We start from the raw sequence: 16423 nt of genomic DNA on the forward strand, positions 1-16423 counted from the left end.
CTGCCATCTCCGGCGGCGCGTTCCCGGATGTCGTCCGGAAGGCCGCGCGGGGCGGCGGGCGTTAAGGAACCGGTTGGACTCGACCGGGCCGAGTGAGGAAAACTGGTTCACCGTGACCAAGACCAGCAGCTTCTCCGCCCCGAAGGGGGTGCCGGATTATGTCCCGCCCGGCTCGGCCGAGTTCGTCGCGGTACGCGACGGCCTGCTCCGCGCCGCCCGACTCGCCGGGTACGGGCATATCGAGCTGCCGATCTTCGAGGACACCGAACTGTTCGCCCGCGGCGTCGGCGAGTCCACCGATGTGGTGAGCAAGGAGATGTTCACCTTCTCCGACCGCAGCGAACGTAGTGTCACCCTCCGGCCGGAGGGTACCGCCGGTGCGATCCGCGCGGTGATCGAACACGGTCTGGACCGCGGTCAGCTCCCGGTGAAACTCAGCTACGCGGGCCCGTTCTTCCGCTACGAGCGCCCCCAGAAAGGCCGGTACCGGCAGCTGCAGCAGGTCGGGGTGGAGGCTGTCGGTATCGACGATCCAGCACTGGACGCCGAGGTCATCGCGGTGGCCGATGCCGGTTTCCGCAGCCTGGGCCTCACCGGGTTCCGGCTGGAGATCACCTCGCTCGGCGATCAGACCTGCCGCCCCCAGTACCGCGAGCGGTTACAGGAATTCCTGTACGGACTCGATCTCGACCCGGAGACCCGGCGCCGGGCCGAGATCAACCCGCTGCGCGTACTCGACGATAAGCGGCCCGAGGTCAGGGAGATGACCGCCGACGCCCCACTGATGCTCGATCACCTCTCCGAATCGGCGAAAACCCACTTCGACCAGGTCCTCGCGCACCTCGACGCCCTCGGGGTGCCGTATGTGCTGAACCCGCGGATGGTGCGCGGCCTGGACTACTACACGAAGACCACATTCGAATTCGTGCACGACGGGCTCGGCGCACAATCCGGGATCGGCGGCGGCGGCCGCTACGACGGCCTGATGGAAGAACTGGGTGGGCGGGCGCTGTCCGGTATCGGGTTCGGGCTCGGCGTGGACCGCACCGTCCTGGCGCTGGCCGCCGAAGGGGTCACCGCGGGCGACACGGCACGCTGTGCGGTATTCGGGGTCCCGCTCGGCGATGCCGCGAAACAGCGGATGGTGGTACTGGCCGGTGAGCTGCGGGCGGTCGGCATCAGCGTCGACCTGGCCTACGGCGACCGCGGGGTCAAGGGAGCCATGAAGGCGGCCGACCGGTCGGGCGCCCGATACACGCTGATCCTCGGCGACCGGGACCTGGCGGAACAGACGATCGGCCTGAAGGATATGCGCACGGGCGACCAACGGCAGATACCGTTGGACGAGATCGTCACAACACTGTCCGACCGGCCGTAGTACTCTCCGGGGCGACCCTGCCCCCGGACCGAAAAGCGCCGCCGTGAACGATTCGCCTCAGCCCGACGCCGAACAACCGATCGGGCTGGACTTGGTCGCCCCGGAGGTGCTCGAGCCGCTGATGCGCCGGGCCGCCGTGATCACGGGCTGCCTGGCGCTGGCAATCGGCGTGCTGGTCGGGTTGTTCCTCGGACCGGTCGCCGGGATTGTCGTCGCACTCGCTATCGCTGTACCGGCCGTCGGTGTATTCCTGGCACCGCGGCGCCGGCGGCTGTGGCTGGCGGGTAACGCGCTGCACGCGCGCAAACTCTGGCGGATCCGGCGCCTGGAGATACCCGCTGTGACCGGAGTGGAGCTGCTGATCTACCCCGGCCGGATCAGCCGGGTGATGCTGCGGCTCACCGCGGGACCGGACCGCCAGGTCGTACCGCTGGCCATGTACACCGATGCGGGCAGCGGGCGGGAATTGCATCTACTGGGTCTACGCCGCCTGGCGGACGCGCTGTCACGCAGCGAACTGGCGGCAGGGTTGGCGATCGCGGACCTCCTGGTCCACCAACTGCGCGCCGAAGCCCGCGACGCGGGCCTCGGCGAACGGCCTCTGTACCGGGCCGTCACCGCGGCAAGAGCCAAGGACTATGTTGCGCCGATCGTCCTCACCGACCAGGAGATCGCCGCCCTGTACTGACAGTGATGGTCAGTGTGGTCCGGATTTCCCAGCACCAAAACACAACACGAACGTGGTAGCCACCCGGCACCATTACCACTACTCCGCCGCCCCCGGGCGCGCTTGCTGCACCTACCGCCAGTCTGTCCGCATACAACCCCACCCGTTTCCCGTATGCGACCAGTCCACCTCCATGGTCGGGGCCCGTCTCGTTCCGGAGCGTTTTATCCACCTACCGCCGGTCTGTCCGCATACCACCCTCACCCCGTTTCCCCGCATGCGACCGGTCAGCGTTGGTGGTTCGGGGCCCGTCTCGTTCTGGAGCGACCAGAGCGAAGGAGCGCAGCGACTGAGCGCCGGGAGTGAAGAACGAGACCAAGGGGGCCCCGAACCCGCGACGCCGCAGGCGGCGCCAAAAAACACAGAGCCTTGGCGGATTGCCCTGCTTGTCACCCTCCCGGCCCCGCCCACCAAAAACACAGCACCTTCACAAACCTGCCTGCTTACAACCTTCGCGAACCAGCCCGCCCGGGCTCCGACCGCAGACCGATGCCCGCCTACACAGTCCAGGTCTCCGCCCCGGTGAGCAGACGCTGCAAGGCATCCGGCGTCGCCGGGTTCTTGTCCTGGGCCGCAGCCGTCTGCGCACGGACCCCGTCGTCGTAGGTCGGACGGTCCACCGCCCGGAAGATCCCGGTTACCACATGGTCCAGATCCTGGTCGGACAGCCGGGACAGCGCGTAGGCGTATTCCGGGTCGTCGCGGTGGGCGTCGTGCACCACGATATCGGCCTCCGCGACCTCCGACGACGGTGCGACAGCCAGCCCGAACCCTCGCTGGACCACAGCGTATTCACCGTCGGCGCCGAAGCGCAGGGGTTGTCCGTGCCGCAGGGGGATCAGCCGGGATTCGCTGTCGCCGCGGCGTAGTACATCGAAGGAGCCGTCGTTGAAGATCGGGCAGTCCTGCAGGATCTCCACGAACGAGGTGCCGCGGTGTTCGGCGGCGGCGCGCAGGACCTCGGTGAGGCCCGCGCGGTCGGAATCCAGGGCCCGGCCCGCGAACGTCGCTTCCGCGCCCAGTGCGACCGAGAGCGTGTTGAACGGGTGATCGACCGACCCCATGGGCGTCGATTTGGTTACCTTGCCCGCTTCGGAGGTGGGGGAGTACTGGCCTTTGGTGAGACCGTAGATCCGGTTGTTGAACAGCAGGATCGTCATGTTCACGTTGCGGCGCAGGGCATGGATCAGATGGTTGCCGCCGATGGAGAGCGCGTCACCGTCACCGGTGACCACCCAGACGGACAGATCCGGCCTGGTCACCGCCAGTCCGGTGGCGATGGCCGGGGCGCGGCCGTGGATCGAATGGATACCGTAGGCGTCGAGATAGTAGGGGAATCGGCTCGAGCAACCGATACCGGAGACGAACATCAGGTTCTCGCGGCGCAGGCCGAGTTCGGCCAGGAAGCCCCGGACGGTGGCGAGGATGACGTAGTCGCCGCAGCCGGGGCACCAGCGGACCTCCTGGTCGGAGGTGTAGTCCTTCGCCTTCTGCGGCTCGCCCGCGGTCGGCACGCCGGACAGTCCGGAGATGGGTGTGATGCCGAGTTCGGTTCCGGCCAGCGAGGTTTCGATGATGGTCATACTGCGCCCCCGTTCCTGCGATAGGTCGCCTGTGCTCTGGCGGTGAAGGCTTTGTTCTGTTCCAGTTCGGCCAGGGTTCCGTCCAGCGCCGCGTCGATGACGCCGACCAGCTCCTGGGCGGAGAACGCCGTTCCCGCCACCTTCGTCCATGGTCGCACGTCCACCAGATACTTCGCTCGTAGCAGCCAGGCCAGCTGTCCGCCGTTCATCTCCGGCGCGACCACGGTGTCGTATCGGCGCAGGACTTCGCCGAGGTTCGGCGGTAGCGGATTGAGGTGGCGCAGATGCAGCTGGGCCACCTGGACACCCCGGCGGCGTACTCGCCGGCAGGCTTCGCCGATCGGTCCGTAGGAGCTGCCCCAGCCGATGAGCAGTACCTGTGCGTCGCCGCCCGGATCGTCGACCTCGGCGGGCGGGACCGAGATACCGTCGATCTTGGCCTGCCGCAGCCGCACCATGAGTTCGTGGTTGGCCGGGTCGTAGGAGATGTCACCGCTGCCGTCGGCCTTCTCCAGCCCGCCGATCCGGTGGGCCCGGCCCGCTGTCCCCGGTACCGCGAGGGGGCGTGCGAGGGTTTCCGGATCGCGGGCATAGGGCTGGAAATCGCCGTCGCCCTCGGTTTCGAAAGCCGGGTCGATCGGTTCGAGTTCGTCGACCGCCGGTATCGCCCACGGTTCGGAACCGTTGGCGATGGCCCCGTCGGACAGCAGCAGGACCGGCGTCCGGTAGGTGAGAGCGATCCGGGCGGCTTCCACCGCTGTGGCGAAACAGTCGGCGGGGGAACGCGGCGCCAGCACGGCTACCGGGGATTCACCGTTGCGGCCGTAGAGGGCCTGTAGCAGATCGGCCTGTTCGGTTTTCGTCGGCAAACCGGTGGACGGGCCACCGCGCTGAACATCGACGATCACCAGCGGGAGTTCGGTCATCACCGCCAGTCCGATGGATTCGCTCTTGAGTGCGAGACCGGGGCCCGAGGTGCTGGTGACCCCGAGCGCACCACCCAGCGCGGCTCCCAGCGCGGCACCGATACCGGCGATCTCGTCCTCCGCCTGGAACGTGGTGACGCCGAAACTCTTGTGTTTGCTCAGTTCGTGCAGGATGTCGGAGGCGGGTGTGATCGGGTAGGTGCCGAGGAACAGCGGAATTCCCGCCAGCGACCCGGCCGTGATCAGGCCGTAGGCGAGCGCGGTGTTCCCGGTGATCTGCCGATATGTGCCGGGGGGCAGTACCGCGGGGGCGACGTGATAGGTCGTGGCGAAGGCTTCCGTGGTCTCGCCGTAATTCCAGCCCGCCCGGAACGCGAGGATATTGGCCTCGGCGATCTCCGGTTTTCCGGCGAATTTCTCCCGCAGGAACTTCTCGGTCCCGCCGATCGGCCGGCCGTACATCCAGGACAGCAGCCCCAGTGCGAACATATTCTTCGCGCGCTGCCCGTCCTTCTTGCCCACGCCGGCCGATTCGGTGGCGGCCATCGTCAGCGATGTCATCGGGACCTGGTGGACAACGAAATCCCCGAGGCCCTCGCCGGACATCGGGTCGGTCGTGTAACCGACCTTCGTGAGGTTGCGTTTGGTGAACTCGTCGGTGTTGACGATGAGAGTGCCGCCGCGCGGCAGCTCGGCGAGGTTGGCTTTCAACGCCGCCGGATTCATCGCGACCAGGACATCCGGCTGATCGCCGGCGGTGAGGATATCGTGGTCGGCGATCTGGATCTGGAACGACGAAACCCCGGGCAGCGTGCCCTGCGGGGCCCGGATCTCGGCCGGGAAATTCGGCTGGGTGGCCAGATCGTTACCGAAAGCCGCCGCCTCGTGGGTGAACCGGTCGCCGGTGAGTTGCATACCGTCGCCGGAATCGCCCGCGAAGCGGATGACGACACGGTCCAGAACCGCTGCGCCGGAATTGTTCTCGGCTGTCGGGGAACCGCCGATATTGTCGTGCTGCGCAACCATACGCGTGCTTCACTTCCTCGTCGAAATGAGCTGCCAGTCGCCAACCTACCCTCGCCGGGGGGCGCCGCGCCGGGAAAGTGGGCGTCCGGTGTGCCGCGCCGGGCCGCGGACGAGGTCTCGGCTCCACCGCAATCAGGATGAAACAGCAGGTAGCGAGGCTGTTCGCGAGGTCGATCCGCACGCCGTAACGGCGAGACGGCTGGCCGGACTGGTGTCCGGCTGAGTGGGCCGGCCGGGCGAGATCAGGCGAAGAGTTCGAGCTGTGGCACATCGGCCGGTGCCGGTGCGGGCCGGGCCGGTGCGGCCGGCGGCTCCTCCCGGAGCAGCCCGTGCTCGCGCAGCAGCGGGTCGACACGCTCCCGCAGCCAGGTCGCGTATTCGGGCGCGACCACCGCTCCGCGCCGGTACAGCTGCCGGTAGCGGCGCAGCAGCGCGGGATGGGTTTCGGCGAGCCAGCCCAGGAACCAGCCGCGTGTGCTGCCGCGCAGATTCAGCGGCAGTACCACCGCCGACTCCGCGCCCGCCGCGGCGAGCTCGCCGAACAGTTCGTCGAGCTGGGCTCGGCCGTCGGTGAGGTAGGGGACGACGGGAGCTACCATCACATTCACCGCGAAACCTGCATCGCCGCATGCCCGCACCAGATCGAGGCGCGCACGCGGCGTGGGTGTGCCGGGTTCCAGCCCGCGATGCAGTTCGGGATCGAGCAGAGCCAGCGAGATTCCGATATGCACCGGAACTTCCCGTGCGGCCAGGGTGAGTAGCGATAGATCCCGGTGCAGCAGTGTGCCTTTGGTGAGTATCGAAAACGGCGTGCCGGCATCGGTGAGGGTTCTGATGATGCCGGGCATCAGCCGGTACCTGCCCTCGGCGCGCTGATACGGATCGGTGTTGGTGCCCAGCGCCACCCGCTCCCGATGCCAGGACCGGCGGGTGAGTTCGCGGCGCAGGACGGCCGCGATATTGGTCTTCACGACGATCTGGGTATCGAAATCCGTTCCCGCGTCGAGTTCGAGGTACTCATGTGACCCGCGCGCGAAACAGTAACGGCAGGCGTGTGAACAGCCGCGCATCGGATTGATCGTCCACCGGAACGGCAGATTCGATTCGTCGGGTACCTTGTTCAGCGCGCTCTTGCAGAGCACTTCGTGGAAGGTGATCCCGTCGAACTCGGGAGTCTGCACGGTGCGGGCGAATCCGGCCCGGCCGAGGCCGGGCAGTGCGCCGTCGTCGGCGTCCAGGGTCTGGTTCTGCCACCGCACGCGACCAGTCGAACACGCGTTCTAAACGCTGTCAAGCGGCCGGGCTGAAATCGGGTAGCGGGGCGTGCGGATCGGCGAAGAACGCGACCAGGTCGCGGACGGTGTCGTCGATCGGGCGGGGCTGATACCCGAGTTCCTTTGCGGCCTTGCCGTGATCGACGAGCGGTGCCGAGATCAGCGCGCCGAGGGCGGCCTTGGAGACGATATCGGTGCCGAGACGTTTACCGATCGGCTCCATCACGGGGATCAGGCCCGAGACGAGCTTCGGGGAGATGGCGAACCTGGGCCCCTTCTTACCGCTGTGCCGGGCGGCCATCCGGCAGAGATCCAGCATGGAGATCATCTCGCCGCCGAGCAGGTAGTTCTCCCCGGTCCGGCCGTGTTCGCCGGCCAGGATGAGGCCGCGTGCCACATCACGTACGTCGACCAGGTCGAAGCCGCCGTCGATCATGGCCGGGATCCGGCCGCGTGCGGCATCGCGCAGGGAGCGGTTGATCCGGGAGAGTGGGGTTCCGTGGTCGGCGGGGCCGAATACTCCGGTGGGGTTGCAGATCACCGCGTCCAGACCTGCCTCGACCACCTTGCGGAGTTCGATCTCGCCGGTCCATTTGGAGCGGTCGTAGACGGGGAGCCCGGCGTCGGTGGACCGCATTGTCGTCTCGTCGATATTGCCGCCGCAGCTGTACTGGTCGAAAGCGTGGATCGAACTCGCGTGCACGAACCGGCGCGCCCCGACCGCGTGGGCGGCCTCGGAGACCACCCGGACACCCTCGGTGTTCACTCGCCAGGCGAGATCGTTCTTGTCCGCGAGGGTGATCACGGCGACCAGGTGATACACGATCTCCGCGCCCTCGAGGGCGGCTCGCATGGAGGCTGGGTCCAGGACATCGGCGCTCACCCAGGTGACGTTCGCCGCGGCGGGTTGCCGGGGGGCTACCCGATCGATGGCGGTGATCTCGTCGCCGCGCTCAGCGAGCAGCGGGAGCAGATTCGTACCCAGGTAGCCGGCTGCGCCGGTCACTGCGACCTTCATGGATACGACAATATAGAACTTGTTCTAATTTGCAACCTGTTCTAGTTTTACGGCCGGGGACGGTCTCGTGCGGGGGCGGCGGGTTGGGCTATATTCGGGCGGCAACCATTTGGTGTGCCGCAGGGGTGCGTGTCGTTGCGGCACACGAGAAGTTTCACGCGGTGGCCACGATGATGTTCATGACGTATCAGGGGGGAGCCCGATGAGTATTACCTCGGTGGAAACCGACGCGCTGCGGGTATTCGGTAACACCAATGCCGGAATCGGTACCGAGATCGCGGGTGTCGCCAATATCGATGCCCTGAAGAATATCGCCGCGCTGACACCGGTTTTCGGGTTGATCGGCGCCGACTATCTGGCCATGTTCGCCGCCGCCCAGGTGCTGCAGGCCCGCGATATCAACGATCTGTCGGCCAAGTACCAGCAGTTGTCCCAGGCGGCCTTCTCCTCGGCCCTCAACTACGACACCACCGACGACGGGAACGCCGGCGCGCTCGGTGCGGTGGGGGGCGCGCTGTGAAACCACTCGACAACGCTGCCGGTTCCACGGGTTTGATCGCGCCCGAGTTGCAGCAGGCGGTGCCGGCCGCACCCGCTACCGTGCCCGCTGCCGCGGCGCCGGCGGTCGCACCCGATCCCGGCGCGGCGATCCAGGACGTGCCGCTGGGACAGGTTCCCGAAGGCGAAGCACCGGTCGAATCCCCGGAATTCGTCCTGTCGCAGAGGGTTTCCGAAGATGCGCCCGCGACTGCCGGTATGCCGGCCGGTGTTCCCGGCCTTTCCGGGCTCGGCGGCGACAGTCCCCAGGACATCCTGGCCGGCGCCGCCGAAGACGTTTCGGGCCGGGCCGATCACCTGCTGGGTGCGGTCAACCAGGCCGCGGCCCCCGCGGTCGAGGCGGCCCAGGGAGTCCTCGGTCAAGCGCTGGGGGCGGCCGGGGGCGCCTCCGGTGTGCCCGCGGCGGGTGTTCCCGGCGCCGCGGCCCCGGCGCTCCCCGCCGATCCGGTGGGTGCGCTGCTCGGTGGGGCGGCGCTGCCGGCGTTGCCCGGTATCGATGTGCTTTTCGCGCCGATTCGCGATCTGCTGAGCAGTTTCGGTACCGGTGTGATCGGTGCGCTGGATCCGACGGCCATCCTGAGTCAGGCATCCAAGGTCATCGAGGTGGCCATGGGTGTAGGGAAGAGCAGTCTGTCCACGATGGGGCAGTCGTGGGAGAGCGAGGCCGCCCAGACCGCGCAGACGGCCGGGCAGGAAGCCAACAACTCCGGGCTGCAGACCAGCCAGCGCGGATTCGATATCTCGGCGATGACCCAGGCCGCAGCCGCGGTGGTGCAGCAGGGCAACGCGCAGCTCACCACGATTGCCGCATCATTTCTCGGTCAGGCGACGGCCCTCGCCCCGGTGGTGATGACACCGCCGGCGCAGGCGGCGCTCATCGCCTCGGCGACCGAGCATCTGGGCCAGGCCGTGACCGTTGCCAACATCACCCGCGGTGACCTCGCTGGCAAGACCGGGGAACTGAGCGGTGTGGTGCAGCAGTTGCTCGGTGTCGACGGTCAGCAGGCCGCCCAGGCCGCGCAGAACGTGGCGCAGAGTGTCGGCGAGCCGATGCTGCAGCAGGCGCAGAGCCTCGCCTCGGATCCATCGGGCCTGGAGTCCGTGCTGGGGTCGACCACTGGTGATCCGGCGTCGACGACGACCGCCGGGGTGACCACAGGCAGTCCGGGCAGCCCCGGTATGCCGACCGGTAGTCCCGGGTTGTCGACAGGTTCGCCGAGTGGGACCCCGGGTACGCCCGGCGCGCCGTCGGTGCCCGGGGTCCCGGGCGCCACCGCGCCGCCGATGACGAACATGCCCCGGCCGGGCGGTCTGCCCACCGGTATGCCTCCCGCGGCCACCTCACCCGCATCGAGTTCGTTCATGGGTGGTGCGCCGGGCGCGGCGGCGGCCGGGCAGCGCAACAGCGACGAGGAACACGACCGCACCGTCGAGTCGTATCGCAGTGCGACCGGTAACGACGATCTCACCGGGCCGCTGGGGGAATCGGCGCCGGAGGTCATCGGCGCGGTGGACGCCGACGAGGATGCCGGCTACGACAGCCAGTTCTGAACTTCCGGGTCAGCGCAGGCCGAGCGGGCTGCTGAGGTCGGTCGCCGAATAGGTATCGCAGGCCCGGACCTCGCCGGTGCGGTATCCGGCGAGGAACCACTTCTGCCGTTGCTCGGACGCGCCGTGCGTCCACGCCTCCGGATTCACCCGGCCTTGCGCGGACTCCTGGACACGGTCGTCGCCGACCGCCGACGCGGCCGATAGCGCGTCCCGGATGTCCCCGTCGTCGAGCTGCCGCAGAAACGGTGTATCGGCACCGGGCGCGGGTGTCCGATCGGCGTAGTGGGCCCAGATACCGGCGTAGCAGTCGGCCTGGAGTTCGGTGCGCACCGCGCCGGACTCCGGCCCCTGCGGATCCTGCCGGGCGCGGCCGATATCGCCCAGCAGGGTCTGGATGTGATGGCCGAACTCGTGTGCGACCACGTACTCCTGTGCCAACGGGCCGCCGGTGGCGCCGAACCGGTCCACGAGCTCCTGGAAGAAGCCCACGTCGAAGTACGCGGTCCGGTCGGCGGGGCAGTAGAACGGGCCGACATCGCTGGTGGCGTAGCCACAGCCGGTGGATACCGAGCCGGTGAACAGGCGCAGGTCCGGCGGTTCGTAGGCGACCCCGGTCTGGTTCGGCAGTTCCTGCCCCCACACCGCATCCAGACTCTGTGCGGTGAGTACCACCCGGCAGTCCACGTAGGTGTTGGCATCGGCGCCGGTCCGGCAGTGCTCAGGGGTGGCCGCCGTGGGGCTGCTCTGCGTGTCCTGCGCGCCCGTGAAACGGCCGAGTGTCGTATCGGGGTCGCCGCCCATCAGCAGGGCGATCACCAAGACGATCAACCCGCCGGCGCCACCGCCGAGGGCGAGCTTGCCGTTGCGGCCCGGCCCGCCGCCCGAGGAGGCCCGGCCCGGGTCGATCGACAGATTTTCGTTGAAGGTCATGGCATGCGTCCCGTCCGAGAACGTGTTTGCTACGACTTTGCTCGACCCTCGCAATATATCCGTTTCCGCCTGCTCGGCGGGGCACACTACGATGGCAACCGCATCCGGTGGCCGTCCCCGGTGTGTTCCGAACGTCGAAAGGAATCCCGTGCTGCGCACCCACTTGGCCGGTTCGTTGCGAAGCGAACAGGCCGGTCAGACCGTGACCCTTTCCGGTTGGGTGGCGCGGCGGCGTGATCACGGTGGCGTGATCTTCATCGATCTGCGGGATGCCTCCGGCGTGGCCCAGGCGGTTTTCCGGGAGGGCCCGGCAGCCGAGCAGTCGCATCGGCTGCGCGCCGAGTACTGCGTACGGATCGTCGGTGTGGTCGAACCGCGGCCCGAGGGCAACGAGAACCCCGAACTGCCGACCGGTGCGATCGAGGTGGACGTCAAAGAGCTCGAGGTGCTCAACGAGAGCGCGCCGCTGCCGTTCCAGCTCGACGAGCAGCCCGGTGAGGAAGCCCGGCTCCGGTACCGCTATCTGGACCTGCGCCGGGAAGCGCCGGCCCATGCCATCCGGCTGCGGTCGAAGGTGAACGCGGCCGCCCGCAGCGTGCTCGCGCAGCACGAATTCGTCGAGGTCGAAACCCCGACGCTCACCCGGTCGACACCCGAGGGCGCCCGCGATTTCCTGGTGCCTGCGCGGCTGCAACCCGGCAACTTCTACGCGCTGCCACAGAGCCCGCAGCTGTTCAAACAGCTGCTCATGGTGGGTGGTATCGAACGCTACTTCCAGATCGCGCGCTGCTACCGGGACGAGGACTTCCGGGCCGACCGCCAGCCCGAATTCACCCAGCTCGACCTCGAGATGAGTTTCGTGCGGCAGGAGGACGTGATCCTGCTCGCCGAGGACATCCTGGTGGCGCTGTGGGACCTCATCGGCTACCGGATCCCGACCCCGATCCCGCATATGACCTATGCCGAGGCGATGCGCCGTTTCGGTAGCGATAAACCGGACCTCCGCTTCGGGGTGGAGATCACCGAATGCACGGAGTACTTCGCCGAGACACCGTTCCGGGTGTTCCAGGCGCCCTATGTGGGCGCGGTCGTGATGCCCGGTGGTGCGGGCCAGCCGCGGCGCCAGCTCGATGCCTGGCAGGAATGGGCCAAACAGCGTGGCGCCAAGGGGCTGGCCTACGTACTCGTGGGAGAGGGTGGCGAACTCAGCGGTCCGGTGGCCAAGAACCTCAGCGAGGCCGAGCGCGCGGGGCTGGCCGCCCATGTCGGCGCCCAGCCGGGCGACTGTGTGTTCTTCGCGGCCGGTCCGGCCAAAGCTCAGCGGGCCCTGCTCGGCGCGGCGCGGTCGGAGATCGCGCAGCGGGTCGGGCTGATCGACGAGAACGCGTGGTCGTTCGTCTGGATCGTGGACGCCCCGCTGTTCGAACCGGCCGCCGAGGCGACCGCCAGCGGCGATGTGGCGCTGGGATATTCGGCGTGGACGGCCGTCCACCACGCATTCACCTCGCCGAAGCCGGAATCGATGGATACCTTCGATACCGACCCCGGCTCCGCGCTCGCCTACGCCTACGACATCGTCTGCAACGGGAACGAGATCGGCGGCGGCAGTATCCGCATCCACCGTAAGGACGTGCAGGAACGCGTATTCCAGGTGATGGGGATCGACGAGGCCGAGGCGCAGGAGAAATTCGGCTTCCTGCTGGACGCGTTCGCGTTCGGCGCGCCCCCGCACGGGGGTATCGCGTTCGGCTGGGACCGGATCGTCGCGCTGCTCGCCGGCCTCGATTCGATCCGCGAGGTCATCGCCTTCCCGAAGACCGGCGGTGGCGTGGATCCGCTCACCGACGCTCCGGCGCCGATCACCGCGCAGCAGCGCAAGGAGGCGGGTCTGGATGCCCGGCCCCAGGGCAAGAGTGACGACGAGACCGGTGGTTCGGCCAAGGCCTCCGCGACGGCGGCAAGCGCCGGGTAGGCGGATTTTCCGCGTGGACGGGTAGCGGAGACCGGTCGCGTGCTCGGAGGCCGCCCAGAGCTGTTGTCGCAGTGCGGTGTCACGGGCGACCCCGCTCGACGGCGCCGCGGCCACCGGGTAGCGGAGGTCGAACAGACGGGGCGGACCCTAGCCGATGTCCGGGTCGGCATCGGGTGCGGTGGCGGCGAAATGGGTCCGGCCGGCTCCTTGCCGCCGGATGAGCGGCGGCACCGTCAAACCGGCGATACCGCGCCGCCGGTGAGTGTGCGGTACGCGTAGGTGACCGCGATCGCCGCCACCGGCCCGGCCACCAGCAGACCGAACCCACAGGCCAGCAAGCCGAGGCAGGTCACCACCACGACGGTCAGTACGAGCAGCAGGACCCGCCATGGATCCTGCAGTGCCAGTACGAAGCTGGATCTGATCGCCTCGACCGGTGTCTGGCCCTGATCGATCGCGAAATGCAGCGAGAACATACAGCCGGCACCCACCAGGATCCCGGGAAACAGGCACAGCGCCGAGGCGAGGGTGGTCGCGAGGAACGCCAGCAGCGCGGTGAGGAACGCGTTACCCAGATTGCCGAGGTAGAAGTAGGAGCCGAAACCCGGTCGGTAGCCGTCGGTTTCGTACAGTGCCCCGCGCACGAGGGCAGCCTGGAGCACCCATAGACCGGCTATGACGGCTGCGAACAGGACCAGCAGCGGAGCCGCGGACCGTGGCTCGGTGAGCCGTGCCACCAGAAAGAACAGCAAGTAGATGATGAAGCCGAGCGAGGTCACCGCGACCCACGGGCCGGGATTGAGGCGGAACTTCTCGAGGCCGTAACTGATCGCATGCCCGATATCGAGCCGGCCGGGGATTCCGGTGCCGAGCGTCTGATAGCCGTAGACCTGCGAATCAGGTGCCGGCCCGGTGCCGGGCGGACCGTAGACCGGCTGCCCGTCGGCCGGGTCCTGAACTGTGCCGCCCCGCGGCGGCGCGTCCGGCTGAGCTCCGGCCCCGGGCGGGACCGGCTCGTCGGTGACGGTGGGCGCGGTATGCGCGGCGGCGGGGGTGGCGGGTATCTCACCCGCGGCCGGTGCGCTCTGACCGGGATTGTGTACCACTCCACCAGGGAAATCAGCGGTCCGGGGAGCGTCTGCGGAGGTATCGGATCCGGCGCCGGGCCGAGGCTCCCCGGCTGCGGCTCGTTTACCTGCCGTGTCCGGGTCGCCGGGAGAATCGGGGACGGAACGCGGAGTGTCGGTCACGCTGGCATACCTTTCGGCGTGGCGGGTTTCCGGTGTGGCGCACAGCAGTTCAGATCGAGAAAACCCGACCCGCGCGGCGCTGTCAAGCAGGCCGTAGATGCGGCGGAGAACACGCCTGACACGCCGGGCGACACGGAAAGGTTGTTGAACCGCTCGCTAGAAGTGACCGAATGCGAGTAACTTGAGATGCGATGACTGCACTACTGGCCGAACGAGCCACCGAAGTCGTATCCGCGGCGCAACAGTTGCTCACAAAGCGAATGGGTGCTCCGGTGAAACTGAGCGATCCCACCGAACTCAGTGGCAGTGGACGGACGACCGTCCTGCGGGTACGGGTCGCCGAGAACGCTTTTTCCCTACCTCGCACCCTGATCGTCAAACAGGTGCGCGGCGCTGTCGCCGACCCCAAGAACGTCACGATCATGCCGGGTGTCGCGAGCGTCGATTCAGCCTTCCTCCGGGAGGCGGTGTCCTATCAGTTCACCACCGCGCTGAGCCGCGACGAACGCCCCGGCGCGTATCTGATCGCGCACAGCCTGCCCGAGCGGTTGCTCGTGCTCAGTGATCTGGGCGAGAACACCAAGCTCACGGATGTGCTCCTTTCCGGCGCCGAACCCGCCACCCGCAACGCGATGATGGCATTCGCGCAGGCGCTCGGCCGGATGCATGCCGCGACCGTCGGGCGCGAACCCGATTTCGTGGCGCTGCTGCGCCGGGTCGACGGCCTGCACCGGGTGGACGGTATCGCCCAGCAGGCCGAGGCCGCGGTCGCGGAGGTACCCGGGATGCTGGGGCGTGAACTCGGTATCGAGGTGCCCGACGAGGTGACCGAACAGATCGCCCACGGTGCCCGGCTGTTCGCCGGCGGCCGGTTCCAGGCGTTCAGCCCCTCGGATCTGTGCCCGGACAATGTGATCATCAACGACGAGGGTGCCCGCATCCTCGATTACGAATGGGGCGGATTCCGGGACGCCACCCTCGATATCGCGTACGCGCTGGTCTCGTTCCCCGGCTGCCTGTGCGATATCGAACTGTCCCGGGAACGGGCCACGCAGATGGTGGAGGCCTGGCGTGCCGAGGTGGTCGGTGTCTGGCCGGCACTCGCCGACGATGCCCTACTGGCCGAGAAAATCCTCGAAGCCCGGTTGATCTGGGTCTGGCTGAGCACCTACTGGTTCCTGCCCGCCGATCACGCGCGCATCGCGGCGGCCCGCGAACACGGACTGTCGGTACCGCGCTCGGACGCCCTGCTCAACCGCTGGGCCGGACTGGCCGAAGACGCACGCTGCCTCGGTAACGACGCGGTCGGTGATTTCGCCGAGGCGGTTTGCGCGGTTCTGGATGAACACTTGAGCTGAGGTTTCGGCGCCTCCTGCGGCAGTGCGGGGTCAGGGCTATCGGGGTCGTGCTCTCGACATAGACGATCTGCGCTTTCGTGTAGACCATGCGCGCTTTCGGTGTAGGCGATCCGTGCTTTCGGTGTAGACCGGCCGCGGAGGGGCGGGAGGTAGACCGGCCGCGAAGGGGCGGGAGGTAGACCGGCCGCGATGGAGCGGGAGGGAGACCACGCGCGGAGGGGCGGGAGGGAGACCGTTCGTGAAGGGGCGGGCTGTGTTATTGGAGCCGCTCCGCGGCTCGAGGGCGGGGCCCTATTAGCCCCGCTTCTTCACTCCGACGCTCGGTCGCTGCGCTCCCTCGCTCTGTCGCTGCAGAAGCGGGGCGGGCCCCGCCCGCAAAGGTCGGCCGAACTTGAAGGATGGGAGCTGGGCCATCCGTGGGTCTTTATTCCTCGCGGGTCGGTCGCTGTTCGCGTTCGGTCCGTTCGTTCCGGCTCGGGGTGGCCGTGTCCGCCGGGTCTGCCCCGACTGGGCGCTGACTGCCGACACCATTTCGCAGGGGTCAGCATTTCCGGGTGGGGCCCGCCCGGTTCTGGAGCGACCAGAGCGAGGGAGCGCAGCGACCGAGCGCCGGGAGTGAAGAACCGGGTTAACAGGGCCCCACCCTCGAGCCGCGGAGCGGCTCCAATAACTCAGCCCGCCCCTTCACGGATGGTCTATGCCGAGAGCAGGGCTAGATGGTCAACGCCGAGAGCGGGGCTAGATGGTCTACGCCGAGAGCGGGGCTAGATGGTCTACGCCGAGAGCGGGGCTAGATGGTCTGCCTCACGAGCAGCGTCAAGTCGAGAGCGGAGTCAACAGGCCCCCGACCCCGCGACCCCGGAGGCTGCGCA

At 68.1% G+C, this 16423-nt stretch carries 12 protein-coding genes; 6 read left to right on the top strand and 6 right to left on the bottom strand.

Annotated features, from left to right (window positions below):
• Positions 1 to 112: 112 nt before the first annotated feature.
• Both hisS and ABZ827_RS00965 read left to right on the top strand, forming a co-directional pair.
• Positions 113 to 1378, top strand: coding sequence for a histidine--tRNA ligase (hisS, locus tag ABZ827_RS00960; protein WP_357230905.1), 1266 nt, complete (start codon positions 113 to 115; stop codon positions 1376 to 1378).
• Positions 1379 to 1421: 43 nt separating this feature from the next.
• Positions 1422 to 2066, top strand: a complete 645-nt coding sequence (locus ABZ827_RS00965) for a hypothetical protein (protein WP_357230908.1) — start codon at positions 1422 to 1424, stop codon at positions 2064 to 2066.
• 536 nt (positions 2067 to 2602) lie between these two features.
• On the opposite strand, the gene ABZ827_RS00970 is transcribed toward ABZ827_RS00965, so the two are convergent.
• The 4 genes from ABZ827_RS00970 to ABZ827_RS00985 all read right to left on the bottom strand — a co-directional run bounded on the left by ABZ827_RS00970 (position 2603) and on the right by ABZ827_RS00985 (position 7932).
• Positions 2603 to 3688: a 2-oxoacid:ferredoxin oxidoreductase subunit beta gene (locus ABZ827_RS00970; protein WP_357230911.1), complete on the bottom strand. Its 1086-nt coding sequence runs from the start codon at positions 3686 to 3688 to the stop codon at positions 2603 to 2605.
• Positions 3685 to 5640: a 2-oxoacid:acceptor oxidoreductase subunit alpha gene (locus ABZ827_RS00975; protein ID WP_357230914.1), complete on the bottom strand. Its 1956-nt coding sequence runs from the start codon at positions 5638 to 5640 to the stop codon at positions 3685 to 3687. Before ABZ827_RS00975 ends, ABZ827_RS00970 begins: the two co-directional genes overlap by 4 nt.
• A gap of 242 nt (positions 5641 to 5882) precedes the next feature.
• Complete coding sequence (locus tag ABZ827_RS00980) at positions 5883 to 6899, bottom strand: Rv2578c family radical SAM protein (protein ID WP_357230917.1); 1017 nt, start codon at positions 6897 to 6899, stop codon at positions 5883 to 5885.
• 31 nt (positions 6900 to 6930) lie between these two features.
• Positions 6931 to 7932: an NAD-dependent epimerase/dehydratase family protein gene (locus ABZ827_RS00985; protein ID WP_357230920.1), complete on the bottom strand. Its 1002-nt coding sequence runs from the start codon at positions 7930 to 7932 to the stop codon at positions 6931 to 6933.
• A 202-nt stretch (positions 7933 to 8134) separates the two neighbouring features.
• Between ABZ827_RS00985 and ABZ827_RS00990 the strand changes: the two genes are divergently transcribed.
• Together ABZ827_RS00990 and ABZ827_RS00995 are read left to right on the top strand one after the other, a co-directional pair.
• Positions 8135 to 8452 (top strand): type VII secretion target, encoded by a 318-nt coding sequence (locus tag ABZ827_RS00990; protein WP_357230923.1) that lies wholly within the window; start codon positions 8135 to 8137, stop codon positions 8450 to 8452.
• Positions 8449 to 10041 (top strand): hypothetical protein, encoded by a 1593-nt coding sequence (locus tag ABZ827_RS00995; protein WP_357230926.1) that lies wholly within the window; start codon positions 8449 to 8451, stop codon positions 10039 to 10041. The genes ABZ827_RS00990 and ABZ827_RS00995 overlap by 4 nt, the downstream gene beginning before the upstream one ends.
• Before the next feature lie 9 nt (positions 10042 to 10050).
• Here ABZ827_RS00995 and ABZ827_RS01000 read toward each other — a convergent pair whose 3' ends face one another.
• On the bottom strand, positions 10051 to 10971 hold the full coding sequence (locus ABZ827_RS01000) for a neutral zinc metallopeptidase (RefSeq protein WP_357230929.1): 921 nt from the start codon (positions 10969 to 10971) through the stop codon (positions 10051 to 10053).
• 148 nt (positions 10972 to 11119) lie between these two features.
• Here ABZ827_RS01000 and aspS point away from each other — a divergent pair, with 148 nt between their 5' ends.
• Positions 11120 to 12943 carry an aspartate--tRNA ligase gene (gene aspS / locus ABZ827_RS01005; protein WP_357230932.1) on the top strand — a complete coding sequence of 608 codons (1824 nt, stop codon included), beginning with the start codon at positions 11120 to 11122 and terminating at the stop codon, positions 12941 to 12943.
• 233 nt (positions 12944 to 13176) lie between these two features.
• Here aspS and ABZ827_RS01010 read toward each other — a convergent pair whose 3' ends face one another.
• Positions 13177 to 14193: a hypothetical protein gene (locus tag ABZ827_RS01010; RefSeq protein ID WP_357230935.1), complete on the bottom strand. Its 1017-nt coding sequence runs from the start codon at positions 14191 to 14193 to the stop codon at positions 13177 to 13179.
• Positions 14194 to 14384: 191 nt separating this feature from the next.
• Here ABZ827_RS01010 and ABZ827_RS01015 point away from each other — a divergent pair, with 191 nt between their 5' ends.
• A complete protein-coding gene (locus tag ABZ827_RS01015; protein ID WP_357230938.1) occupies positions 14385 to 15551 on the top strand; it encodes a kinase in 1167 nt (388 codons plus the stop codon).
• Positions 15552 to 16423: the final 872 nt, after the last annotated feature.

This window comes from Nocardia sp. NPDC019395, from assembly GCF_040632335.1.
In the GTDB taxonomy this organism is placed as follows: domain Bacteria; phylum Actinomycetota; class Actinomycetes; order Mycobacteriales; family Mycobacteriaceae; genus Nocardia.